The 24,975-nt window shown below is 64.6% G+C and carries 19 protein-coding genes; 11 read left to right on the top strand and 8 right to left on the bottom strand.

The window, feature by feature from the left end; genetic code table 11:
• Positions 1-154 precede the first annotated feature (154 nt).
• Entirely contained in the window at positions 155-3,022 is a 2,868-nt protein-coding gene (locus SAS01S_RS10335; protein WP_084238798.1) for a TonB-dependent receptor domain-containing protein, read from the bottom strand.
• Positions 3,023-3,311: 289 nt separating this feature from the next.
• Between SAS01S_RS10335 and SAS01S_RS10330 the strand changes: the two genes are divergently transcribed.
• The 3 genes from SAS01S_RS10330 to SAS01S_RS10320 are packed head-to-tail and all read left to right on the top strand — an operon-like array spanning position 3,312 to position 6,308.
• Positions 3,312-4,646 (top strand): MFS transporter, encoded by a 1,335-nt coding sequence (locus tag SAS01S_RS10330; protein WP_169804939.1) that lies wholly within the window; start codon positions 3,312-3,314, stop codon positions 4,644-4,646.
• Complete coding sequence (locus SAS01S_RS10325; RefSeq protein ID WP_066807604.1) at positions 4,624-5,508, top strand: amidohydrolase family protein; 885 nt, start codon at positions 4,624-4,626, stop codon at positions 5,506-5,508. Before SAS01S_RS10330 ends, SAS01S_RS10325 begins: the two co-directional genes overlap by 23 nt.
• A complete protein-coding gene (locus SAS01S_RS10320) occupies positions 5,505-6,308 on the top strand; it encodes an amidohydrolase family protein (protein ID WP_066807603.1) in 804 nt (267 codons plus the stop codon). Before SAS01S_RS10325 ends, SAS01S_RS10320 begins: the two co-directional genes overlap by 4 nt.
• On the opposite strand, the gene folD is transcribed toward SAS01S_RS10320, so the two are convergent.
• The 4 genes from folD to SAS01S_RS10300 are packed head-to-tail and all read right to left on the bottom strand — an operon-like array spanning position 6,296 to position 10,456.
• Positions 6,296-7,180: a bifunctional methylenetetrahydrofolate dehydrogenase/methenyltetrahydrofolate cyclohydrolase FolD gene (folD, locus tag SAS01S_RS10315; protein WP_084238792.1), complete on the bottom strand. Its 885-nt coding sequence runs from the start codon at positions 7,178-7,180 to the stop codon at positions 6,296-6,298. The genes SAS01S_RS10320 and folD overlap by 13 nt on opposite strands.
• Positions 7,177-8,595 carry an aldehyde dehydrogenase family protein gene (locus tag SAS01S_RS10310; protein ID WP_066807602.1) on the bottom strand — a complete coding sequence of 473 codons (1,419 nt, stop codon included), beginning with the start codon at positions 8,593-8,595 and terminating at the stop codon, positions 7,177-7,179. Before SAS01S_RS10310 ends, folD begins: the two co-directional genes overlap by 4 nt.
• Before the next feature lie 20 nt (positions 8,596-8,615).
• Positions 8,616-9,542 (bottom strand): DUF6282 family protein, encoded by a 927-nt coding sequence (locus SAS01S_RS10305; protein ID WP_066807601.1) that lies wholly within the window; start codon positions 9,540-9,542, stop codon positions 8,616-8,618.
• Positions 9,539-10,456 carry a cupin domain-containing protein gene (locus SAS01S_RS10300; RefSeq protein ID WP_066807600.1) on the bottom strand — a complete coding sequence of 306 codons (918 nt, stop codon included), beginning with the start codon at positions 10,454-10,456 and terminating at the stop codon, positions 9,539-9,541. Before SAS01S_RS10300 ends, SAS01S_RS10305 begins: the two co-directional genes overlap by 4 nt.
• A gap of 245 nt (positions 10,457-10,701) precedes the next feature.
• Between SAS01S_RS10300 and SAS01S_RS10295 the strand changes: the two genes are divergently transcribed.
• Genes SAS01S_RS10295 through SAS01S_RS10285 form a run of 3 tightly spaced genes read left to right on the top strand, consistent with a single transcriptional unit; the run spans position 10,702 to position 14,070 of the window.
• On the top strand, positions 10,702-12,837 hold the full coding sequence (locus tag SAS01S_RS10295) for an acetate--CoA ligase family protein (protein WP_218016283.1): 2,136 nt from the start codon (positions 10,702-10,704) through the stop codon (positions 12,835-12,837).
• Positions 12,838-12,865: 28 nt separating this feature from the next.
• Entirely contained in the window at positions 12,866-13,717 is an 852-nt protein-coding gene (locus SAS01S_RS10290; protein WP_157082770.1) for a p-hydroxycinnamoyl CoA hydratase/lyase, read from the top strand.
• Between the two features lie 5 nt (positions 13,718-13,722).
• The gene (locus tag SAS01S_RS10285) at positions 13,723-14,070 is read left to right on the top strand and encodes a carboxymuconolactone decarboxylase family protein (RefSeq protein WP_066807598.1); all 348 of its coding nucleotides are present in this window, start codon (positions 13,723-13,725) and stop codon (positions 14,068-14,070) included.
• A gap of 257 nt (positions 14,071-14,327) precedes the next feature.
• On the opposite strand, the gene SAS01S_RS10280 is transcribed toward SAS01S_RS10285, so the two are convergent.
• Positions 14,328-15,959 (bottom strand): GMC family oxidoreductase, encoded by a 1,632-nt coding sequence (locus tag SAS01S_RS10280; RefSeq protein ID WP_066807597.1) that lies wholly within the window; start codon positions 15,957-15,959, stop codon positions 14,328-14,330.
• A 216-nt stretch (positions 15,960-16,175) separates the two neighbouring features.
• Between SAS01S_RS10280 and SAS01S_RS10275 the strand changes: the two genes are divergently transcribed.
• The 5 genes from SAS01S_RS10275 to SAS01S_RS10255 all read left to right on the top strand — a co-directional run bounded on the left by SAS01S_RS10275 (position 16,176) and on the right by SAS01S_RS10255 (position 23,117).
• Positions 16,176-17,684, top strand: coding sequence for an aldehyde dehydrogenase family protein (locus SAS01S_RS10275; RefSeq protein WP_066807596.1), 1,509 nt, complete (start codon positions 16,176-16,178; stop codon positions 17,682-17,684).
• A 73-nt stretch (positions 17,685-17,757) separates the two neighbouring features.
• Positions 17,758-18,978, top strand: a complete 1,221-nt coding sequence (locus tag SAS01S_RS10270) for an FAD-dependent monooxygenase (protein ID WP_066807595.1) — start codon at positions 17,758-17,760, stop codon at positions 18,976-18,978.
• Between the two features lies 1 nt (position 18,979).
• Entirely contained in the window at positions 18,980-20,164 is a 1,185-nt protein-coding gene (locus SAS01S_RS10265) for an alpha/beta hydrolase family protein (protein ID WP_066807594.1), read from the top strand.
• Positions 20,161-20,961 (top strand): helix-turn-helix transcriptional regulator, encoded by an 801-nt coding sequence (locus SAS01S_RS10260; protein ID WP_066807593.1) that lies wholly within the window; start codon positions 20,161-20,163, stop codon positions 20,959-20,961. Before SAS01S_RS10265 ends, SAS01S_RS10260 begins: the two co-directional genes overlap by 4 nt.
• A 59-nt stretch (positions 20,962-21,020) precedes the next feature.
• A complete protein-coding gene (locus SAS01S_RS10255; RefSeq protein ID WP_066807592.1) occupies positions 21,021-23,117 on the top strand; it encodes a PQQ-dependent dehydrogenase, methanol/ethanol family in 2,097 nt (698 codons plus the stop codon).
• 28 nt (positions 23,118-23,145) lie between these two features.
• Here SAS01S_RS10255 and purU read toward each other — a convergent pair whose 3' ends face one another.
• Both purU and SAS01S_RS10245 read right to left on the bottom strand, forming a co-directional pair.
• Entirely contained in the window at positions 23,146-24,009 is an 864-nt protein-coding gene (purU, locus tag SAS01S_RS10250; RefSeq protein WP_066807591.1) for a formyltetrahydrofolate deformylase, read from the bottom strand.
• Positions 24,006-24,975, bottom strand: a 970-nt coding sequence (locus SAS01S_RS10245) for a methylenetetrahydrofolate reductase (RefSeq protein ID WP_066807590.1), incomplete at its 5' end; no start/stop codon positions are given. The genes purU and SAS01S_RS10245, both read right to left, overlap by 4 nt.

The following is a 24,975-nucleotide window of genomic DNA, read 5'->3' as shown; positions in this document are numbered from 1 at the left end:
TCTTATCAATGCCCTGTCAATTCGGCAATTACAAACGCCATTGCGAATGCGCGAATCGAGACGAACGACATCCGTTGCGTTTCGGCCGTTGCGAAAAGCCCGGCGCGTTTGTGGCGCGCCGGGATTTCGCCCGACCTTTCAGCCGAAGCGCGGGTTAAAAGCGGATACGGACGCCGCTGACATAGTAACGGCCGATCTTGTCGTACATCTGCGAGTTCGACACCGTCGGCGCTATGATGCTGTTCGGCGCAACCGGCGGATCCTGGTTCAGCAGATTATCAATCTTGCCATAGAGCTCGATATTCTTGGTGATCTTGTAGGACGCCGACAGATCGACATAGGCGCGCCCCTTGACCCGGTTCTGCGACGTCGGGAGATCGACATTGTCCACGTAGATCGTCCGGAATTTGCCACCCCCGATATAGCGGACATACGCGCCCAGGCGCAGCGGGCCGCCCGAATAGGTCAGATCGAAATTTCCCTTCCAGCGCGGCTGACCGCCCGGATCGGTGGCGATGTCGCCCAGCAGGATCGTCGTGACGTTCGATGCGGTCAGTTGCAGCTTGTCGACATAGTTGACGAGAAGGCGGCTGCCGATCGTCCCGGTCGCCCCGAACCACGTCACTGGGCGGCGATAGGACAATTCGAAGTCAAGCCCGGCAGCTTCGATGGTCTGGGCGTTGATCAGCGTCGCCTGGATCGACGTGATGTGATTGCCCGCGTCCTGGGTGATCAGACCGCAAAACGAGTCGATCTTCAACGTGAAGCAATTGTTGACGATAGTCTGTGGCGCGATCGCGGTGATCGCGTCGTTGATCTTGATCGAGTAATAATCGATAGAGGCGTTCAGGCCCGGGATGAAGCTGGGCTGCAGGACAACGCCGATCGCCTTGGTATCGGCCTTTTCGGGGTTGAGATTGCGGTTGCCGCCGGTCAGCTGCAGCGTGTTGGTGGTGACGTTGATGCGCGGATCGGAGATCGAGTTGATCACCTGGTTCTGGCCGGCATAGAGTTCGTTGATATTGGCCGCGCGGATGTCACGCGAAATCGTGCCGCGGAAGCGGATGTCGGAAATCGGCGAATAGTTGAAGCCGACCTTCCACGTCGTCACGCCGCCGCTCGAACTGTAATCGGCGTAGCGGACGGCGCCGCTGACCTCGAGATTCTTGGCGAAGGCCCAATCCTGGGCCAGCGGGATCGCCACCTCGGCATAGACTTCCTTGACCGTGAGTTCACCGGCGAAGGGTTGCTGGTTGATCGAACGCCATCCCGATATCGCCGAGATCGGGTCGGAGACGCTCTTGATCGTCTCCTTGCGATATTCGGCACCGACCGCGAGCTTGACCGGACCTGCCCAGGTCTTGAACGGCGAGCCCGACAGGTTGGCGCCGGCATTGTTCTGGGTCATCCGGGCGTCGTACCACGAAGTACCGCGATACCAGGCCAGCGCCTGCTGGCTGATCGATCCGGGGCCGAACACATTGATCGGGACACACGCCGGGTTGTCGTTGGTCGTGCTGGCATCGGCGTTGATCCGGCATACCGGCTGGTTGGTGACCGGGCTGATCACCGAGTCGACACCCTGGAACCAGCGCGATTGAATGCGGTTGTTCACGCTTTCCTGGCGGAAGTGGTTGTCCGAACGCTGAAGATGGACATCCCAGGACCAATCGCCGATCTTGCCCTCGGCGCCCACGGCATAGCGTAGCGCGCGGGAAACGCTGTTGTTCTGCGAATTGCCGTCTTCGAGGTTCATGCGGCCAAAACTGAATGAATTGATATTGTTGGCGGCCATCGTTGCGCGGATCGACGCCGGCAGGAATGCATTGTCGCGCTGAATGTTCAGCGTGCCATTGTCATAGTTCGGCGCGAGGTCGGACAGCACTTCGACCCGTGACCACAACCCCTCTGCCCACAAGGAAATCCCGTCAGTCAGGTCATAGGTGGCGCGGCCATATCCGGAATAGCGGGTGATATGCGGCAGGATATTGCCTTGATCCTCGATGGATACGCCGCCGCCGCCCAGCATGAAGGTGGTGTTGATCGGGTTGCCGTAGACGAACGGCTGCGGCGTGCCGTTGACGCCGAATTGGATGCCGTAAAGCGGACTGGTGGTCGGGACGGCGGTGACACCGCCGAATGTCATGCGCGAATATAGCGCGTTATAGGCGATGTAGTTCTTGGTCTGGCCGTTGGTGGCGGTGTAGTTCGGATTGTTGAACAGCACCGGCGCACCGCGGCCCCAGTCGCGCGTGCCGACGTTGGTCTGGCCGGTGTTGCGATAGAAATCGCCCGCGATCGTGATGTTGAGGCGCCCGAACGTCTTGCCCGCCGCTGCGGAGATCACCGGACGGTTGAAATCGTTATAGTTCGAAATGCCGTACGACGCGTCGATCTTGACGCCCTCGAGCTTCTTCTGCAGCGAGAAGTTGATGACGCCGGCGACGGCATCCGAGCCATAAGCGGCCGAGGCGCCGCCGGTCACGACTTCGACGCCACTGATCAGCGACAGCGGGAAGATATTGGTGTCGACGCCGCCGAACGGGCTGGTCGCCGCGAGGCGACGGCCATCGAGCAGCAGCAGCGTGCGCGCGCCGCCCAATGCGCGAAGATCGGCGACGTTCTGGCCGACCGGCTCGCTCGACTTGCCGACATTCTGATTGATGCGCAGTTGCGGGATATCATAGGCCAGCTCGGCGACACTGGCGAGCGCGCGGTCCTTGATCTGCTCGGGAGCGATGGTGGTGACCGGGGTCGGCGCGGTGAAGCCCGCACCAAGGCGCGAACCGGTGACGACGATTTCCTTGTCGCCGGTTTCCTGCCCGGCCCCTTCGGGAGGGGCGGCGGGGGCGTCTTGCGGGGGGCTGACGCCATTGGGATCGCCGGCCGCGGGGGCCGCGGCGGCCGTCTGCGCGAATGCGGGCGCGGCGGTTGTCGAAAGCACCAGCGCAATGGCCGCGAGGCTGGGATCCCTGAATCGCGACGATTGCGTGCGGCCCGATACTGAAGGTGACGTGCGCATTGCTTCCTCCCCAAGTCGATGCGGCCCTTCGGGCCGTCATCAGAATTTCGCGTCGATCCTGATGCACCGACGTCTCGACGCTCGCGTATTCGCAGTCGCCTCGCCATTCATTCTGAAATGACGAACGGTAGTTGCTTATGACATATATTCTCTAGCCGACAAGAGAAAAATCGGATACTGCCGAACGACATTTGATATAAGCGTCACGGATCAGGACGATTGTGCGGGCCGATAACGGGTCGAAACGGGAGAGAGCGGGATGGCGGCGGCTATGGAACCGAGCGGCGCAATGGCAGCGCCTCCCAGCATGACCCGGTATCAGTATCTCGTCGTCGCTCTGTGTTGCGCCGCCAATATTGCCGATGGCTTTGACGTGGTGTCGCTTTCGGTTGCGGCGCCGGTTCTCTCCAAGCAATGGCATATCGATCCGGCGGTGCTCGGCACCATGTTCAGCGCGGTCGCGGTCGGGCTGGTGATCGGCGCGTTCCTGGTCGCGCCGTTCGCCGACAAGGTCGGGCGCCGCCCGGTTATGCTGGGTGCGCTCGGCTCGCTGGCGGTATCGCTGCTGCTGACCAGCGCCGCCACCGACATCCTGCATTTGCTGGCATTGCGCTTCGTCACCGGGATCGGGTTGGGGACGCTGGTGGTCTGCCTCAATACAACCGCCGCCGAATATTCGAGCGTCAATTTCCGCAACATGGCGATGGCCACGGTTCATATCGGCTTCACGCTGGGCATGATGCTCGGAAGCGGCATCGCCGCGGCGGTGTTGGATACCGGTAACTGGCGCACCATCTTCCTGGCCGCCGGCCTGCTCAACGCCGTCACCTTCACGCTGGCGCTGTTCATCCTCGGCGAATCGCGCGATTTCCTGCTGCGCCGCCAGGGACCCAAGGACGTCGCCCCGCTCAACCGCCTCCATCGCCGCATGAAGCTGCCCGAGTTGACGGCGATGCCGCCGCGGCCGGCAGCTGCCGAAACCAGCGCACATGCGATCCGATCGATGCTCGCCGGCCCGATGCGCAACCCGACGATCCTGATCTGGATCGCCTCGCTCACCTATGCCCTGGTCGGCTATTTCCTGCTCAACTGGAAGCCGACGGTCCTCGCCAATGCCGGGCTCAGCCCCAGCCTGGCGGCGGCAAGCGGAATCATCACCGGCGCCTGCGGCGCGGTCGGCCATCTCGCCATGGGCTTGCTCGGCCGGCGCGTCGGGGAAGGGCGGCTGACGGCGTTCTTCTTCAGCATGGCGGCGGTCACGCTGGTGATGTTCGGAATCATGCCGGCCGCCCCGATCCCGCTGCTCGCGATGGCCGGGCTGACCACGTTCTTCGTCGTCGGCGCTTATACCGGATTGTTCCTGGTTACCGCGGTGATGTATCCGACCGCGATCCAGAACACCGCGCTCGGCTTCGTCGTCGGCTTCGGGCGGATCGGCGCGATCATCGGCCCGATGATCGGCGGCTTCCTGTTCAGCGCCGGGCTGACGCGCATGGACACCTATATCGTGTTCTCGATCATCGCGGTGATCCCCGCCGTGACGATGTACCTCGCCAATCGCCTCGCCGCGCGCGCGGCGAGTCACCTCGCAGGAGATTTCGGTGCCCAACCCGCGTCTGTTTGATACCCACGCGCATTTCTTCACCAACGATACCGAGCGCTTCCCGATCGACGTGACCGGCGCGCGCGAGGGCGAGGCCGAAGTCCGCGCGCGCATCGCTCGCGATCCGGCGACGGCGGAGCGGTTGCTGGCTTTGTGGGACCAATGCGGCGTCACCGGCGGCGCGGCGGTGCAATACAATACCATCTACAAGACCGACAACAGCTACACGCTGTCGGTCGCCGACGTGAACCACCACCGCGTCTCCGCGGTGCTGATCCTGCGCGCCGAGTTGCCGGAGACGCCCGAACAATTGCGCGCGCTGGCAACCCGGCACAATGTCTGCGGGCTGCGGCTGTTCGGCTTTCCCGATGCGGACGGCAGCTATCCCTGGCTCGATTCGCCGGCAGCGCTGAAAACGTGGGAAGTCGCCGCGTCGCTGGGGCTGACGATGGTGATCATGTATGCGCCGGGCAAGCCGACCAGAGCGGCGCTGCACCGGATCATCGCGCTCGCCAGGCGGTTTCCCAAGACGGTGATCGCGCTCGATCACTGCGGCTGGCCTGGTGTCGAAAACGGCGTCGCCGGTACCATCGGGTCCGAGCATCTCGAACTCGTCGACGTCCCCAACATCGTCTTCAAATTCACCCAGATCAACCTCAACCGCTTCCGCGAAACGGGGATCGACGCGGCGCAGTTCGTACGGCTGATTGTCGATACCTATGGCGCCAGCCGGGTGATGTGGGGGTCGGATTATGGCAACACCAAGGATGCCTATCCCGACATGGTCGCGCAGGCGATCGCCGCAACGAGCCTCCTGAGCGCAGCCGAGCGCGCGCAGGTGCTGCACGACAACGGCGCCAAGTTGTTCGCGGATCGCCTGTGAACGCAGCGCCCGAACCGCCGGTCATCGACGCCCACGCGCACGTCTTCGTCAAGGGAATGCCGTTCACCGACACTGCCTGGACGCGGCCGGACTACGAATATCCGGTCGAAACCTATCTTGCCGAACTCGATGCGCAGGGCATTGCCTTCGGGGTGATCACCGCGGCCAGTTTGTTCGGAGACTATAACGACTATTCGCTGGCGGCGCTGGCGCGGCATAAACGGCTGCGCGCGACGGTGATGCTCGATCCCGACACCGCGCCGCGCGAGCTCGCCGACCTCAAGGCACAGGGCGTGTGCGGGGTGCGCTTCCAGATTCCGCTCGAGGCGGAATTGCCCGACCTGACCGGCTATCGCTTCCGCCGTTTCGTTACCCGCCTGGCCGATGCCGGGATGCATCTCGAGCTCAATCTCGGCGGCGAGCAACTCGGTACCATGCTGCCCGCGCTGGCCGATCACGGTGTCCGGGTGGTGGTCGACCATTTCGGGTTGCTGCGCAGCGAGAACGAGATGGAGGGTCCCGGCTTCAAGGCGATGATCGAAGCGATCGACCGGGGCCTGACGTTCGTGAAAATCTCCGCCGGCTTCCGCCTGCCGCCCGAAAGCCTCAGCGGCTATGCGGCGCGATTGCTGCAGGTCGCCGGACCCGATCGACTGTTTTGGGGTAGCGATGCGCCGTTCGTCGGCGCCGAGGACCGGATGACCTATGGCGAGGCGCTTGCCACCCTCTACCGCATCGTCCCCGATGCCCGCGACCGCCGGCGTATGTCCGACGCGGCGCTGCGCTTCTATTTCTTCTGATTGGCGGCCTTCACCGTATTCGCCAGTAGACACGCGATCGTCATCGGCCCAACCCCACCCGGGACGGGAGTCACCGCCCGCGCATGCTGGATTTCGTCGAACGCGACATCGCCGACCAGCCGCGTGCGCCCATCGTCCTGAAGCATGCGCGTGATGCCGACATCGATGACTATCGCGCCTTCCTTGATCCAGAAGCCGCGCACCAATCGCGGCGCCCCCGCGGCGGCGATGACGATGTCGGCCTTGCGGGCGATATCGGCGAGCCCGCGCGTCTCGATATGCGTCACCGTCACCGTTGCCTCGCGCTCGAGCAGCAGCATCGCGATCGGCTTGCCGACGATGTTCGACTTGCCGATCACCACAGCGTCGAGCCCGGTCAGATCGGGCAGCACGCTGTCGAGCAGCATCATCACCCCGAGCGGCGTGCACGGCACCAGCCCGCCGGTTCCGGTCGACAGCCTCCCTACATTGACCGGGTGGAAGCCATCGACATCCTTGCCCGGATCGATCGCGCCGAGCACGATCCCGGCATCGATATGAGCGGGCAGGGGCACCTGGACCAGGATGCCATGGACGCGCGGGTCGGCGTTGAGCTGTGCGATCAACGTCAGCAGTGCGTCCTGCGGCGTATCGGCAGGCAGGCGGTGTTCGAACGAGGCAATGCCGACGCGCGCGCACGTCTCGATCTTGTGTGCGACATAGACCTGGCTCGCCGGATCCTCACCCACCAGCACCACTGCCAGGCCGGGTGCGATCCCGTCGCGTGCGACGATCGCGGCGACGTTGGCTGCGGTCTCGGCATCGAGCCGCGCGGCGATCGCGCGTCCGTCGATCCGCTCGGCCGCGCTTGGCCGCAATGCCGCCAGCGTCACGCCGCGTCGAGCGCCACGGCGTTGATTACCTGCGGCTGGGTATATTCCTCCAGCCCCTCGAGGCCCATTTCGGTGCCCATCCCCGATTGCTTGAGTCCGCGGAACGGAATGCGCGGATCGATCGCCATCAACTGGTTGATCCACACCGTGCCCGACGTCACGCGCGTCGCCACCTGGTTGGCGCGTACCAGATCCTTGCCCCAGACCGTGCCGCCCAGGCCATAATCGGTGCCGTTGACGCGGTCGATCAGATCATCGACGTCGGAATAGCGGAGCACCGGCAACACCGGCCCGAACTGCTCTTCGCGCACCAGCGGCGCGTCGTCGTCGATATCGCGGACGATCGTCGGCGATATGAAATAGCCCGGCCGGTCGAGCGGCTCGCCGCCGGCGATCACGGTGCCACGCGCTTTGCTGTCCTCGACCAGCGCCCAGACCTTGTCGAACTGGAGCTTGTTCTGGACCGGTCCGATCTGCGCGCCCTGGTTGGCGCCGTCGTCGACGACCATTTCCCTGGCCAACCGCGCCATCTCGTCGCAGAATTCGTCGTACATCGTGTCGGGCACATAAGCGCGCTTGACCGCCACGCAGATCTGCCCGGCATTGCGCATCGCGCCTTCGAAGACCTTCCCCGCGGCATATTTGGCATCGACATCGTCGAGCACGATCGCGGCGTCGTTGCCGCCCAGCTCGAGCGTTACGCGCTTGAGGCTGTCCGCGGACGAGGCGAGCACTTTCTTGCCGGTCGCGGTCGATCCGGTGAACGAGATCTTGGCGATATCGGGATGCGTCGTCAGCACCGGCCCAAGCTCGTTCTGATCGCACAGCATGTTGATCACGCCCGCGGGCAGGATCGCCTGGCACAGCTCGCCGAACAGCAACGTCGTAAGCGGCGTCGTCGGCGCCGGCTTGCAGACCATCGTGTTGCCCGCCATCAGCGCCGGCCCGACCTTGTTGGCGAGCAGGATCAATGGGTAGTTCCACGGGGTGATCGCCGCGACCACGCCCAACGGCGTGCGATGCTCGGTGACGCGATTGCCGCCTTCGTCGCGCAGCAGTTTCGGCTCGAGCCGCATCGCCGCGAAGGCGCGCAGCACCAACACGCAGCCTCGGACTTCCTTGGTTGCCTGGTCGAGCGGCTTCCCCTGCTCCGAGGTCATCAGCGCGGCGAATTCGGGCACGCGCGCTTCGAGCGCCGCCGCCAGTGCCTCCACCTTGGCGCCGCGCTCGGCCATCGGCGTCGCGGCCCAGGCCGGGAAGGCGCGCTTGGCCGCGGCGATCGCGGTCTCCAGCATCGCCGCATCGGCCTTGGGGCATTGCGCGAACGGCGCGTCGAGCGCCGGGTTGATCACGTCGAAGCTGCTCGCTCCGGCGACCAAGGCGCCATCGATGAGCAGACGAAACTGGTGGTCCATGGGTTTTCCTTGTCGGGAGGTCAGGCGGACAGCGCCTGCGCCAGCACGCCTTCCGCGGCCGGCTCGGCATCGTCGAGGCCGACCAGCCGGGCGGGATTGTCGCCGATCATCGCGCGAATCTCGGCATCGGTGTAGCCGATGTCGATCAGCATCTGGACGACGTAGCGCAATCCCTCGACCGGGGAGGGATTGCCGACCTGGCCAAGGTCCGATCCGATGATGGTGTTGGCGACGCCGCCGGCATCGACGCACATCTTGAGGCTGTCATGGCTATAGCCCTTGCCCTGCACGCCCGCCCACATGCAGCAGCTATGCTCGAGATAGGCGCCCATCTTTGCCAGCTCGGCCATATCGGTGACGCTGCATCCGATCAGGAAGGTCGGGTGGTTGACCAGCAAGCGGGTGACGCCGCGCTCCTTGGCCTCGGCGAATAACGGCCAGATCTCGCTGATGTGGAGATGCCCGGCCGACAGCACCGCGTCGTAAGCGGCGATCTGGTCGAGGATCTGCTTGACCTCGTCCTTGAGCTTACCGCGCTCGTCGACCACCGTGAGCATCGTCGGCGCGAGCATTGCGTCCTTGGTCGGCAGGAACTGCCGGCGGTGCGAATGGCGGATATGGTTGGCCGCCGAGAAGGTCGGCATCCACACCAGGCGCGCGCCGAGCTTGAAACCATGCTCGACGGCATACGGATTGAGCCCGCCCGTGGTGTTGTTGAGCGGCACCCCGGTCAGCAACTTCACCGAGCCCGGCATGATCTCGTCGAGCAATGCCGCGACCGGCGTGACCGAATAATAATGGTCCTTGAACAGGATCGCGCGCAGGCCCGCCGCCTCGCCTTCCTTGATCGCCTCGACATGATTGAGGCTGCGCGGCATCACCGACGGCCCGCTGTGACAATGCAGGTCGATCGCGCCTTTCAGGAGGTCGCTGATCCGGTCGCTCATGCTGCGATCTCCTTATTTTCGGGCATCGGGTAATCGGCCGCGTTCAATACCCAGCCGGGCTTGTTCGAAAAGTCTCGGCGAGGCGGGCAGAAGACGTCCAGCAGGCGGTTGAGCCCGTCGCCGATTCCCTGCGAGGTGTGCGTCGCCGGGGGCGGGATCACCGCCACCGAAGGCGCTCCGCAGCGCTCATGGTCGTCCTCGATCCACTGCGTCGAATCGCTGATCCACGGCCAGCGCAGATGGTGGATATAGTCGCCGTCGAGCGCGACCGAATATTGCTCGAAATCGTCATGGTGGTGCGGCGAGAGATTGTCCGCCGCGCGCGGGCCGACGCGGCCGTCGCCGAAATTCACCATGATGGTCGAACCGCGATAGATCCGCCCGAAGCGACCCTGTTCGGGGGCGACATCGCCCGAATAGACGCGCACCTTGCGGCCGCCGACCGGATCTGGCCATGCCATGAGCGGCGGCACGTTGGGATCCGGCTCTGCATAATCGGCGGCGTTCGAGCAGAGCGCTGCCAGGTCGGTGGAGTCCACGGTGAACAGGCGGAGGATCCGTCCTCCTTTCAACACGGTGATCTTGCTCGCGCCCGCCGGTACGAAGCTGACCGTCTTGCCGCTGGCGATCGTGCTGCCCTCGGCGATGCTGATCTCGATCTCGACGCCATCGTCGGGGATCACCACCGCATATTCGTCGGGCTGGCCGCTCCGCTCGAACACCGCTCCCGCTTCGACGTCGCTATAGGCCACGATCATGGTTGCGCCGCGAGCATACCAGGTAGCGGCCAGGTCGGTACGTTGCTGCGGCGGCTGCGCGTAGAAGCGCGCATAGCTGGCGTGCTTGAAGCTCTTGGGCGAGGGCCCGTTTGGCGCGGCGACAAGCGTCGTCCGCAAATCGTTCTGCCCGTACATCGGCGCTCCTCATCCAAAGTGGCTGTTATCGCAGCTTGGCTGTTATATAGCGCCGGAATTGCCGGTTCGTCTAATTCCTAATCGCGGGCGGCATGATACCGCATAGGTATCAGAGTGACCGAATTGAGACTCATATCGTGATCTTATCGTAACCGGCCGAAATTGGCATTGGACCTGCGAAGGGGGTGCGACAACATGCCGCCAAAGCACTGCCCGCGAGGGGTTTGGGAGAGGAATTGGACTTGGTGGACTTAGCGCAAGCTCTGTTACGAAGCGCGCCGGCGGCGGCCGATCCCGCATCCTCTCTCGCACGCCTTCTCAAGCCGCGCTCGATCGCCATTGCCGGCGCCTCGCCCGATCCGGCGACGATGGGCGGCGTCCTCCTTGCCAATTGCGAACGCTTCGGCTTCGACGGGCCGATCCACCTGATCAGCCCGACCCGCGACGAGATCAACGGCCGCCCTTGCGTGAAGTCGGTCGACGACTTGCCCAAAGGCATGGATGCGCTGGTGCTCAATGTGCCGCGCGCGGCGATCCTGCCCGCGGTCGAGGCGGCCGCGGCGCGTGGTGTCGGCGGCGTCATCGTCTTCGCCTCGGGCTTTGCCGAGGGCGGCGACGAGGGCCGACGCGAGCAGGACGATATCGCCGCGATCTGCAACAGAGCCGGCATGGCGCTGCTCGGCCCCAATTGCATGGGCTATGTCAATTATGCCGGCGGCGCGGCGCTGACCTTCGAACCCGCGCACCCCCAGCCGCTCGGTGATCGCCGCAACGTCGCGGTAATCGCGCAAAGTGGCGCGACCGCCTCGGGCATTCGCGCTGGCATGCTCGGTCGTGGCATCGCGGTATCGCTGTCGGTCGCCACCGGGAACGAAGCCGTGGTCCATGCCAGCGATCTGATCGAGCTGGTCGTTGCCGAGGGAACCGCCAATGCGATCGCCCTCTATGTCGAGCAGATCCGCAACCCGCAGGCGTTCCTACGCGCGGTCCGCAAGGCGCGCGACGCCGGCGTGCCGGTGATCATGATGCATCCTGGCCGCAGCAAGCGCGGGCAGGAAGCGGCGCAATCGCACACCGGCTCGATGGTCGGGGATTATGCGTTGATGCGGACGTCGGTCGAGAACGAAGCGGTCGTCGTCGTCGATACGATGGACGAATTGTTCGACACTGTCGCGATCCTCCACCGCTTTCCGTCGCCCACCACCGGCGCGCTGGGCGTCGTGACCAACTCGGGCGCGATCCGCGGCATGGCGTTCGACTTCGCCGAGGATATCGCGTTGCCGATCGCCGATCTTTCGGCCGAGACGCTGGCGCGAATTTCGACCCTGCTTCCCGCCGGCATGGAGATCGACAATCCGCTCGACGTCGGCACCACCGGCTTCATCAATGGCGGCATCTTCGGCCAGTCGACCCAGGCCATGCTCGCCGATCCTGCAGTCGGCGCGGTCCTCCTGCCCATGGCCGGTGGCGGGCCCTCGCAGCAACGCTCGAAGGGTGATTCGATCATCCCGGTGGCGCTGACCGCGACCAAGCCCGTGGCCGTCGTCATCACCGGTGACGAATCGGCGCTCGACGCCGAGTTCATCGCGGCGATGCGCGCGAGCGAAACGCCGCTGTTCCGCTCGCCTGAGCGCGCGATGCGCGCCTTCGCCGGGGTTGCCCGCTACGCGGCGGCGCTGGCCAGCGTCAGCGATCGCACCCCGGCCGCGGCCGGCCTGACCGGCTGGGGTGAGCCCGGCGTGAAACCCGAATATGTCGGCAAGGATTTTCTGCGCCGCATCGGCGTCCAAATCCCCGCCGGCGGCCTCGCCGCCACGATCGACGAAGCCGTCGCCATCGCCGCCCGGATCGGCTTTCCGGTCGTGCTCAAGGCGCAGGCCGTGGCGCTGTCGCACAAGAGCGACGCCGGCGGCGTGATCCTCAACCTGCGCGACGAGGCCGCGCTGCGCGACGGCTGGGCGACGCTGATGGCCAATGTCGGCGCGGTGGCGCTCGATGGCGTTCTGGTCGAACAGATGTCCGCACCCGGGCTCGAACTCGTCGTCGGCGCGCGAAACCATCCCGAATGGGGTCCGTCGGTACTCGTCGGCCTGGGCGGCGTGCTGATCGAGGCGCTTGACGCCGCGGAACTGCTCCCGGCCGACATCTCCCATGATCGCGCTGTCGCGCGCATCCTGGGGCTGCGCGGTGCCAAGATGCTCGGTGAATTCCGCGGCAGGCCCGCGCGCGATGTTCACGCCGTCGCCGATGTCGTGGTCAAGGTTGGCGCGGCGATGCGCGCCGGACTCGGCATCGAAGAGATCGATATCAACCCGCTGATGGTGCTGGCCCAGGGCGAGGGCGCAGTCGCGCTCGACGCGCTGATCGTCACCGGCGCATAGTTACAGGATCAGACAGATGGAAACGACCATGGCAACCACCGAAGAAAAGCCCATCCCCGGCGGCAACACCGTCCTCGTCCAGTTCGAGGACGGTATCGCCTGGGTCCACCTCAACCGACCCGAAAAGCGCAACGCGATGAGCATGGAACTGGCGCGCGAGATGAACCAGGTGCTCGACGCGCTCGAGATCGACGATCGCTGCTCGGTCATTGTTCTCACCGGCAGCGGCGAAGCCTTTTCGGCGGGGATGGATCTCCAGGGATTCTTCCGCGCCTCGGACGCGGTCAGCGATGTCGAGCGCCATCGGGCCTATCGCGAGACTCGTGCCTGGCAGTGGCGAACCCTGATGTATTACGCCAAGCCGACCATCGCCATGGTCAATGGCTGGTGCTTCGGTGGCGCCTTCACGCCGCTGATCTGCTGCGACCTGGCGATCGCTGACGAGAAAGCAGTGTTCGGCCTCTCCGAGATCAACTGGGGCATCATCCCGGGCGGCGTGGTCTCGAAGGCGATCTCGACGCTGATGGGCGATCGCGAAGCGCTCTATTACGTGATGACCGGCGAGAATTTCGACGGCAAGCGCGCGAAGGAACTCGGCCTCGTCAACGAAGCGGTGCCCGCCGACAGGCTCAAGGAGCGCACCCGCGAACTCGCCAAGGTCCTGATCGACAAGAACCCGACGACGCTGCGCCAGGCGCGCATGGCATATAAATACGCCCGGGAGATGGACTGGGAATTCGCCGCCGAATATCTTACCGCCAAGGTCGATCAAACCACGTTCGTCGATCGCGAGAAGGGTCGCGAAAAGGGCATGGTCCAGTTCCTCGACGAGAAGACCTACAAGCCGGGTCTCGGTAACTACAACCGCGAAGGGAAGTAGGCGCCATGCGGCGGCCCAGCGCCAAGAAGGGCGACGAACTGGGAGCAGTGGCTCCCGGCCTCGTCGAGATGACCGACCGGATCCTCTACAACGAGGTGTGGGAGCGAAAGGAACTGTCGAAGCGCGACCGCTCGCTGCTCACCATTGCCGCGCTGATGACCGCCAATCGCCACCAGCAGCTCGAGGCGCATCTCGGATTGGCGCTCGATAACGGCGTTACCGAGGAGGAATTGGGCGAAGCGATGCTTCATCTCGCCTTTTACGCCTCCTGGCCCGCGTCGATCACGGCCTCGCGGCTGCTCCTGAACGTCATCCAGAAGCGTGAGAGCCAAGGCAGCGACGACAAGCAGTGATATGAGCCCTCCCATTCGGAGGCGGCCGGCTTTGGACGGCGGAGCCGCGCCGGTATCCGGCATGAACTTCCACACGAAACGTACGCTCGTCATCAGGCTCTAAAATCGGTTGCGATCAGCTTTGGCCGTCATGCCGGGCTTGTCCGGCATCCACCGTGCAGGTTAGCGCAGTAACAAGAGCTTCTTTTCCCGGACTTGCCGCCCGGTGGACTCCGGCACAAGGCCGGAGTGACGATTCAGTTTGGTCGCGTTCAACTCTAGATTACAGCTCGATCAGCTTCCGCCGCGAGGGGTGTCAGGCCGCGGATCAAATCCGCGGCGCGTTCGGCGACCATGATCACCGCGGCGTTGATGTTGGCGCCCGGCACCGTCGGCATCACCGATGCGTCGACGACCCGCAGCGCAGCTATGCCCTTTACCCGCAAGTCGCTGTCCACGACCGCAGCGGGGTCTTCGCCCATCCGGCAGGTGCCGGTCGGGTGCTGGGTGATCTTGAGATTGTTGCGAATGAAGTCGTCGAGATCGGCGTCGCTGCCCGGCGCGATCTCCTTCTCGACCATGTCGCGCAGCGGCGACGCCGCGAAGATCTTGCGCACCGCCGCGATGCCGCCGCGAATATCGGCGAAGTCGGTGGGGGTGGAGAGCAGGTTGAGATCGATACGCGGCTTGGCGAGCGGATCGGATGACCGCAATTCGACCGTGCCGCGACTCTCGGGGTGCAATTGCATCACCATTACCGACAATACGTGGCTTTGCCGCTTGCCGAATGGGTACCACAGCTTGGCATCGAGCCGCACCGGGAGGAACACCAATTGGATGTCGGGCCGCTCCAGCTCGGGCCTCGTCCGCAGCATCTGCACGCCGCTGGTGATCTGGCTGGCGAAAGGGCCTTTCCCGGTCGCGATCCAGCGCAGCACCGACCAGGCCGCACGATCGAAGCGGAGCGCACTGAGAAAGCTGGTCTCGCGCGCCGCGAAGGTCATGTAGACCAGGGGGTGCTCGGACAGGTCGCGGCCGACCCCCGGCGCATCGATTTCCACCGGGATGCCCAGTGCGTCGAGCTGCGCTGCCGGTCCGATCCCCGACAGCATCAGCAATTGCGGCGAATTATAGGCCCCGCCGCTCAGCACCACTTCCTTGCGCGCGCGCAGCTGCGAAAGCCTGCCCTCCTGGCTGACTTCGACGCCGACGGCGCGCTTGTCCTCGATCAGTATCCGGGTCGCCTGCGCGCCAGAAAGCACCGTTAAATTGGGCCGTTTCAGCGCCGGCGCGAGATACGCGCGGGCCGTGCTGGCGCGCCGGCCCTTGCGATCGACCGTCACTTCGCACCCGGAAAAGCCCTCCTGCCTGTCCCCGCTCAGATCGTCGCTTTCCGTATAGCCGGCAGCGACCACCGATTGCCGGATCGGCGCCTGCAACAAGCGGCTGCCATCGACCGGCGTAACGCTGAGCGGTCCGCTGTCGCCATGATATTTCCCGGCGCTGCGCCAGCTCGTCTCCATCTTGCGGAAATAGGGCAGGACATCGGCATAGCTCCAGCCGCGGGCGCCCATCTGGGCCCAGCCGTCATAGTCACCCGAATGGCCGCGCATATAGATCATGCCATTTACAGAGGAGGAGCCGCCATGGACGCGCCCGCGCGGCAGGGGCATTGATCGCCCCGCCAATTTGGCGTCCGGCTCGCTGGAATAGCCCCAGTCATAGACCGGATTGGCGGCCGCCATCATGAAGCCCAACGGCATCCTGAACAGCCAATTGTCGTCCTTGCCGCCGGCCTCGATCAGCAACACCGATTCCGTACCGCTTTCGCTCAGCCGATTGGCGAGCACGCAGCCGGCCGATCCGGCGCCGACGACGATGTAATCAAATTCGCGCTCTCTCTCAGGCATGCCGTCTTTCCGTCTTTCGGAAGCGCAAACGCCCCTGACGCATGGTGATTTTGGGGCGCGAAAGCCTGACGCGACCCGGTCGATTGCGTTGTGGCATGGCAAATAGCATTCGACAAGATATAATGTCGTTGGTTATGATGCCTCCTGCAGGCGGAGCTTGGCGGACAAATGTGGACCGTCTTCCGAGCGTGAAATTGTGCTGAGAGGGGCCTAGAAATGACGAGCGCGGTAACGCTGGAACACCCGCAAGTGCCCTCGCTGAACAAGGCGCAGGCCTTTGCCGCCAGGACGCACAAGTTGTTCATCGGCGGCCAGTGGGTCGATCCGCTCGACGGCAAAAGCTTCGCAAGCCACAATCCGGCGACCGCCGCCAAGCATGCCGATATCGCCGAAGCGAGCGCAGCCGATGTCGATCGCGCGGTGGTCGCCGCGCGGGCGGCGATGGACGATCCCGAATGGAGCGAGATGAAGCCGTCGCGCCGTGCGCGCCTCATCAATCTCCTCGCCGATGCGCTCGAGGCCAATATCGACGAATTCGCCGCGTTGGAGACGCTCGACAACGGCATGCCGGTGCGCGACGCCAAATTCTTCCACATCCCTTACGCGATCGAATCGCTGCGCTACAATGCCGGCTGGGCGACCAAGCTCAACGGCGAGACGGTCGCCTTGTCGGGTATGGGCACGTGGCACGCTTATACCCTGCGCGAACCGGTCGGCGTCGTCGCCCAGATCGTCCCATGGAACGCGCCGCTCGCGATGGCCTGCGCCAAGATCGGCCCGGCGCTTGCCGCCGGTTGCGCCGTGATCCTCAAGCCTGCGGAAGAAACCTCGCTGACCGCGCTGCGCCTCGCGCATCTGGTCGAGGAAATCGGCTTCCCTGCCGGGGTGTTCAATCTGTTGACCGGTTTCGGCGAGCCTGCCGGCGCGGCGCTGACCGCGCATCCCGGCGTCGACAAGGTCACCTTTACCGGCTCGACCGAAGTCGGGCGGCTGATCCTTCGCGCCGCCGCCGGCAATTTCAAGCGCGTCACGCTCGAGCTTGGCGGCAAGACCCCGGTGATCGTGCTGCCCGATGCCGATCCGCTCAAGGCCGTCGAAGGCGCGGCGCGCGCGATCTTCACCAATGCCGGTCAGGTCTGCAACGCCGGCTCGCGGCTGTTCGTCCATGAGCGCCATTTCGACCAGGTCGTCGACGGGGTCGGCAAGATCGCCGACGCGATGAAGCTCGGTTCGGGGTTCGACGCCGATACGACCATGGGCCCGTTGATCTCGCAAGAACAGCGCGACCGCGTCCGCGGCTATGTCAAAAGCGGCGTTTCCGATGGGGCCACCCTGCATGCCGGCGGCCGCGAGATCGACGGCGAGGGCTTCTTCGTCGCGCCGGCGGTCCTCACCGGGACCAGCGCTGAGATGGCCGTGCGCCGAGAAGAGATTTTCGGCCCGGTATTGTGTGCGATGTCGTTCGCCGACCAGGACCTCGATCGCATCGCCGCTGACGCCAATGCCAGTGATTATGGCTTGGGCGCGGTGGTGTGGACCAATGATTTGTCCGCCGCGCACAAACTGGCGCGCAAGCTCAAGGCCGGCACCGTCCGGGTGAATGGCGGCGGGCTCGACCCCGCATTGCCGTTCGGCGGCTTCAAGCAATCAGGCTGGGGCCGCGAGAACGGCCGCGAGGGTGTGGATGCCTATACGGAGGTCAAGTCCGTGGCGATCGCGCTCTAAAAAAATTTGCGTCATGCGTTCGTGACGAATGCCGTTCGTCATATCGATAAGCCACTGAGGTGGAGGGGTAATTTTGAAGAATAATCCGGGAATCGGGATCATCGGTGGTGGAATTGGCGGGCTTACTGCCACGCTGGCGCTGCTGCGCAAGGGGTTCGACGTTACCGTGTTCGAACAGGCCAGCGTGCTGGCCGAAGTCGGGGCGGGGCTGCAGATCAGTCCCAACGGGGTTCGCGTGCTGTGCCTGCTCGGGCTCGAGAAGGAGTTGCTCGACATCTGCTTCGAGCCAGAGGGCAAGGAAATCCGCCTGTGGAATACCGGCGACACCTGGAAGCTGTTCGACCTCGGCGTTGAATCCTCGGCACGCTACGGCTTTCCGTACGTCACCGTTCACCGCAACGATCTCCACCAAATTCTGGTCAAGGCTGTCGAGCAGGCATCACCGAGTTCGATCCGGCTCGATCATCGCGTCTGCGGGGTCGAGCAGAACGCCAACAAGGTGACCTTGTCGTTCGATAGCAAGCCTGCGGCGACGTTCGACATCGTGATCGGCGCGGACGGCGTTCATTCGAAGACTCGCGAGTTGCTGTTCGGGGCGGGCCCCGCAAAGTTCACCGGCATCGTCGCCTGGCGCGGCGTGATTCCCGCCGAATTGCTGCCCGCGCGGCTGACCCGACCGGTCGGAACCAACTGGGTCGGGCCGGGCGGGCACGTCATCCATTATCCGATCCGCCGCGGCGAATTGATGAACTTTACCAGCGTCATCGAGCGCCACGACTGGACCACCGAAAGCTGGTCGAGCGCTGGCACCAACCAGGAATATCACGACGATTATCCCGGCTGGCACGCCGATGTGCACGCGTATATCTCGGCGATTCCGCAGCCGTTCAAATGGGCGTTGATCGCGCGTCCGCCGATGAATGAATGGGTCAATGGTCGCGTCGCCCTGCTCGGCGATGCCTGCCACCCGTCGCTGCCGTTCCTGGCGCAAGGGGCAGTGATGGCGCTCGAGGACGCTTGCATCCTCGCGCGCGCCTTCGAGGAATTCGACACGATCGCCGAAGCGCTCGACCGTTATCAGCAGGCCCGCATCCCGCGCACCACGCGCGCGGTGATGGGTGCCTATGCCAATACCGAGCGCTTCCACAATCCCGCCCTTGCCGATCCGCGCAACGGCCAGGCCTATATCGACGAGCAATGGGCGGCCGATAAGGTCGTCGAGCGCTACGAATGGCTGTTCCGCTACGACGCTACCAGGGTGTCGCTGACCGACCCCGAAGCGGCGGACGCCTGACATGACGAACCAAAAGACCGAATGGACGCGTCAGCCGCTGATCCTGTCCTTTCCGGACAATCCCAAGTTCAACGAGACCTACGGCTTTGCCGGCAATTCGGGCCATGTGAACCTGGAAGGCCAGTTGATGCGCAGCCCGAGCTCGACAGCGCGCACGGTCTATATTTTCATGCACCCGACCTCGGTGCTGCATCTATTGCCCATGCCGGTGTCGCTCGCCGATGCCGGCCTCGACGTGTTGTGTGCAGCCAGCCGCTATCCACGTAACGACGCGGCGCTGATCCAGGAAAAGGTCGCGATCGATCTCGGCAAGTGGATCGCTTATGCCCGCGGCGAACTTGGCTATGAGAAAGTCGTTCTGCTCGGCTGGTCCGGCGGCGGTTCGCTGTCGCTCTTCTATCAGGCGCAGGCCGAGACTCCGACGATCACCCACACCCCGGCCGGCGACCCCGTCGATCTGGTCGATGCAGGGCTGCAACCGGCTGACGGGGTGATCTTCATCGCCGCGCATCTGTCGCGCGCCGAGACGCTGACCGAATGGCTCGATCCCTCGGTGATCGACGAGCTCGATCCCGACAGTCGCGATCCCGAGCTCGATATCTATTCGCCGGATTGCCCCAACCAGCCGCCCTATAGCGCCGATTTCGTCGCGCGCTTCCGCGAGGCGCAACGGGCGCGCAACCGCAAGATCACCGCCTGGGCGCAGGACATGCTCAAGACGCTCAAGGCCAAGGGCACCGCCGAGCAGGAGCGCGCCTTCATCGTTCACCGCACGATGTGCGACGTCCGCTGGTTCGACCCGGCGGTCGATCCCTCGGATCGTCGTGTCGGTTGGAGCTATATGGGCGATCCGATCGCGGTGAATGTCGGGCCGGTCGGCCTGGCGCGCTACACCACGCTGCGCTCATGGCTGAGCCAGTGGAGCTATGACGAATCCAACGCCAAGGGCCCGCTCAACGCGGCTAAAATTCACAATTCGCCGGTGCTCTTGATCGAGAATACCGCCGACGAAGCCGTGCCCGCGACGCATAATCCGGCGATCTTCGCGGCGCTGGCGACGCCCGACAAGGAATATCTCCAGCTCAAGGGGGCGACGCATTACTATCTCGGCCAGCCCGAACTGCTTGCCCAGTGCATTCATGCGGTGATCGACTGGAGCCAGCGCAAGGGCCTGCTCGCGCAATGACCGCGACGCCGGCCAGCGAGCAGGCGATTGCCGGCGCGCTGGCCGAGCTGGTCGGCGCGATCGGCGGCGCCACTTTCCCCAGCAGGTTCCTGAGCGCGATGCGCGCGCTCGCGGGCGTGGAGCTGTGCTCGGTCTTCCGCTGCGACCGCGGTCAGCCGGTCGAACTGCTGTTCGCCGAGGGCGCGCCGTCTACGCCCGATTTCCCGATGCGGGCCTCGCTCGATTATGCCCGCAATTACTGGCGTTCGGACGACCAGATCATCCGGCTTGCGCGCTCGGCGCGGGCCGGGCCGGTGGTCGTACGCAAGCGCGCCAGCGACATCGCCGATCCCGCCTGGCGCGCAGCCTGCTACGATCGCGGCGGGGTCGCCGAGCGGCTGTCGATCGTCTTGCATGGTGCGTCGATCCTCGTCGCCAACGGCTATCTCACCGCGGCCAGCGCGCCCTTTGCGGCCGATGACATTCTCCGGCTCGAAACCTATGCGGCACTGCTGATGGCCGCGATCGAGCGCCACCAGCACGCCACTATACCGATGTTCGACGAGACGGCGTTGGTCCAGTCGCTGATGGGATTACAATGCCGGCTCAGCATCCGCGAGGCGGAGATTTCGGCGGCGATGATACTCGGCGAAACCCAGGAGGAGATCGCCGTGCGCACTCGCCTTTCGCGCGGCAGCGTCGTTACCTATCGCCGCCGTGCTTACGGCAAGCTCGGGGTCGCCAATCGCCGCGATCTGCTGCGCCTGCATCGCCGATTGGTCAGCGGCGAAATTCCTTCCCCCGTCGCGGCGACTTAGATATCATACAGGCTTATAAATAGGACGGCGTCGAGCGTCGGCACAATCAGGAGTAGGGCATGGCGAGTAAATGGTTGTGGATCGCGCTCGTGGCCGGCTTGGGGCTTGGCGTAGCGCAGATCGGCCAGGCCCAGAATGCCGCCAATGTCGATCAAAAGCGCATGGCCGAGGCCGATCGGACGCCCGGCGAGTGGATGGGCCCGGGCCGCACCTATGACGAGCAACGCTTCAGCCCGCTCAAGCAGATCACCGATGCCAGTGTCGGCACGCTTGGGCTCGCCTGGTACGCCGAACTCAAGGTCGATCGCGGGGTCGAGGCATCGCCGCTGATGATCGGCGGAATATTGTACAATATCGAGCCCTGGAACGTCACGGTCGCTTATGACGCGGCCACCGGAAAGGAATTGTGGCGCTACGATCCCAAGGTCGATCGCGACAAGGGTCGGCTGGCCTGTTGCGACATCGTCTCCCGCGGTCTCGCTGCCTGGCAAGGCAAGATCCTCATCGCCACGCTGGACGGCCGTCTGATCGCGCTGGATTCCAGGACGGGCAAGCCCAAGTGGAGCGTCAATACCTTCGATCCGGTGTGGCCTTACACGATCACCGGGGCGCCGCGCGTGTTCAACGGCAAGGTGCTGATCGGCAATGCCGGCGCCGAGGGCGCCGCGCGCGGCTATGTCACCGCGTACGACGTCAACACCGGCAAGATGCTCTGGCGGTTCTACACCGTGCCCGGCGATCCCTCCAAGCCGCAGGCGAACTCGGCGCTCGAAATGGCTGCGAAGACCTGGAAAGGCGAATGGTGGAAGCGCGGCGGCGGCGGCACCGTCTGGGATTCGATCGTCTACGATCCCGATCTGGACCTGGTCTATATCGGTGTCGGCAATGGCGGTCCCTGGGTGCAGGCCTATCGCAGCCCCGGCGGCGGCGATAACCTGTTTCTGTCGTCGATCGTCGCGCTCAACGCCAAGACCGGCGCCTATGTCTGGCATTACCAGACCACGCCGGGCGACGAATGGGACTTCACCGCCACCCAGTCGATGATCCTCGCCGACCTCACGATCGACGGCAAGCTCCGCAAGGTGTTGATGCAGGCGCCCAAGAACGGCTTTTTCTATGTGCTCGATCGCGCGACGGGCAAGCTGATCTCCGGCCGGCCCTATGTGGCGATGAGCTGGGCCAACGGTATCGACATGGCCACCGGCCGTCCGAACGTGAATCCCGAAGCGCATTATGGCGTGACGCCGGTGATGATCACCCCTGGCGCGGGCGGCGGGCACAATTGGAATCCGATGGCATACAGCCCGCTGACCGGGCTGGCCTATTTTCCGGTTACCGAGATGTACATGGCGTATGCGCTCAACCCGAATTTCAAGCCGACGCCGGGTAATATGAGCCAGCTTGGCATCGCCACCACCGGCTATGAGCTCAACCGCAAGGCCATCAACGACTACGCCACCGCGAACAACAAGACTTGGCTGACTGCCTGGGACCCGGTCGCGCAGAAGGAGCGCTGGCGCGTGCCCTATCCGGTGCGCGGCAGCGGCGGCCTGCTCGCCACCGGCGGCAACCTCGTGTTCCAGGGCACTGTCGGCGGGACGTTCGCGGCCTACCGCGCCGATACCGGCGCCAAGGTCTGGGAAATGCCGGTTCAACAAGTGCCGATCGCGGCACCGATCAGCTACATGGTCAACGGGGTCCAGTATATCGCGGTCAATGCCGGCTGGGGTGGGGGACTTGCCCATTCGACCAGCGCCAAATCGCTCGGCTTCCCGCTGTCGCCCTCGCCGCGGCTATTGGTGTTCAAGCTTGGCGGCACCGCGCAATTGCCGGCGATCAAGGGCAGTGGCCCCGAGCTCGTTCGGCCCGCCGAGACCAATGCCAGCCCCGAGACGATCGCCCGCGGCGAGTTGGTCTATGCTCAGCAATGCTCGGCGTGCCACGGCGAGCAGGCGCGCGGCGGGGTCAAGGACCTGCGCCGGATGAGCCCGACGACGCACGACGATTTCCTCAATATCGTCCTTGGCGGCAAGCGCCGGGAAAAGGGAATGGCGAGCTTCGCCGACCTGGTTTCCAAGTCCGATGCCGAAGCGGTCCACACCTATCTGATTCACCGCGCCAACGAGGATTGGGCCAAGATTCAGGCCGGGGAATAGCCGCGCCGCCGGCCAGGGACAGCGCGTTCTAATTCCGGAACACGACCGTCTTGGCACCATTCAGCAGCACGCGGTCCTCCAGGTGGAGCTTGACCGCCTGCGCCAGCACCCGTCGCTCGATGTCGCGCCCCTTTGCCACCAGCGCGTCGGGGCGGTCGGCGTGCGTGATGGGCTCGACATCCTGCGCGATGATCGGGCCTTCATCGAGGTCCGATGTGACGTAATGCGCGGTCGCGCCGATCATCTTGACGCCACGGGCATAGGCCTGGTGATAGGGCTTGGCGCCCTTGAAGCCGGGCAGGAAACTGTGATGGATATTGATGCACCGGCCTGACAGATAGGCGGCCATGTCGTTCGACAATATCTGCATGTAGCGGGCGAGCACGATCAGTTCGGCGCCGGTCGCCTCGATCAGCGCCTTGATCCGCGCTTCCTGCACTGCCTTGGTGGCGGCGTCGACCGGTAGATGATGGAACGGCAAATCCTGGATCAGCGGGATCGCCAATGCCTCGCGCGGATGGTTCGAGACGATGCCGACGATATCCATCTCGAGATCGCCGGTACGTTGGCGATAGAGCAAATCCACCAGGCAGTGATCGAATTTCGAGACCAGGATCAGTGTCCGGCGGCATTCGGCGCGGGGCCGCATTTGCCACTCTATCTCGAACGTGCGCGCGAGCGGCGCGAACTCGCGATGGACCTGTTCGTAGCGGGTCGTGCCGCTCAGCCCGAAATCGACCCGCATGAAGAAGCGCCCGGTCTCGGCATCGTCGAACTGCTGCGCCTCGAGGATATTCCCGCCCCTTTCGGCGAGGAAGCTCGAGATCGCCGCGACGATGCCGGGGCGGTCGAGGCACGAGAGGGTGAGAAGGTGGGAATTGTTCACGGTCATTCGGTCACCTGGAAACCCGATGCGGACCCGCGCAACTGGAATTCGCCGGCGGCGACCGACCCCATCCATTGCGCGGTTCGGTCGAGGCCGCCGAAGGGAAACAGATGGAAGCCCATCGGCTGAAGCTCGCGATAAGCCGATGTCTCGGCAAGATCGCGGATGATCGGATCGGGCGCGGTTTCGCTGAGCAGTCTCGCAATCGACGATCCGCGCGTGATCAGCGCCTTGGCCGACGCTCCCACGCCGCAGATCGCGGCGAAACGCAGCAGCGTGCGGATGCCGGCTGGGCCGGCAAGGCCGATACGCACCGGCACGTCGGCATTGCGTCGGCGGAAAGCGATCATCCAACGCAGGATCGGGTCCGCGTCGAAACAGAATTGGGTGATCACGCCCGGCGTCATGCCAAGGCTCCGGATGGTCTCGATCTTGGCATCGAGTGTCGCGTCGAGCGTCGCATCATCGACCTTGGGATGTCCCTCGGGATAGCCGCCGAGCCAGATATTCCGTAACGCCGCCTGCCTGAACGCGGGACCGGCGATCAGCGCGGCGCTGTCGTTGAACGGGCCGCTGGCCTGATTCACGTCGCCGCTGATCACCAGCAATTGCGTGACCCCGGCGTCGTCGCACAGCCGGCCGAGCAGCCGCTGGAGATGGTCTTGGCTGGTCACCATCCGCGCGGCGATGTGCGGCACCGGCTCGAACCCGGCGTCGCGCAACTTGCGCGAGGCTGCGACGCGATTATCGTCGTCGTCGGCCGGCAGCCAGGTCACCGACACGCGCGTGCCGGGCGCCAGCCGGGCAATCGCCGCGTCGATTCCCTTGTCGTCGCGCGCGGAGACTTCATACGAAGCCTCGCGCGCGAGATCGACGATGCGCTCGCGCAGGGCCTCCGCCGGATCGGCAGCGCTGGATGGCGCCGTGAGCGAGCTGTGCATCGACGCTGCCTTAGTAGCGATAATGATCGGG

This window comes from Sphingomonas asaccharolytica NBRC 15499, from assembly GCF_001598355.1.
Classification (GTDB): Bacteria; Pseudomonadota; Alphaproteobacteria; order Sphingomonadales; family Sphingomonadaceae; genus Sphingomonas; species Sphingomonas asaccharolytica.
This window is presented reverse-complemented; position numbering and strand designations above follow the sequence as displayed.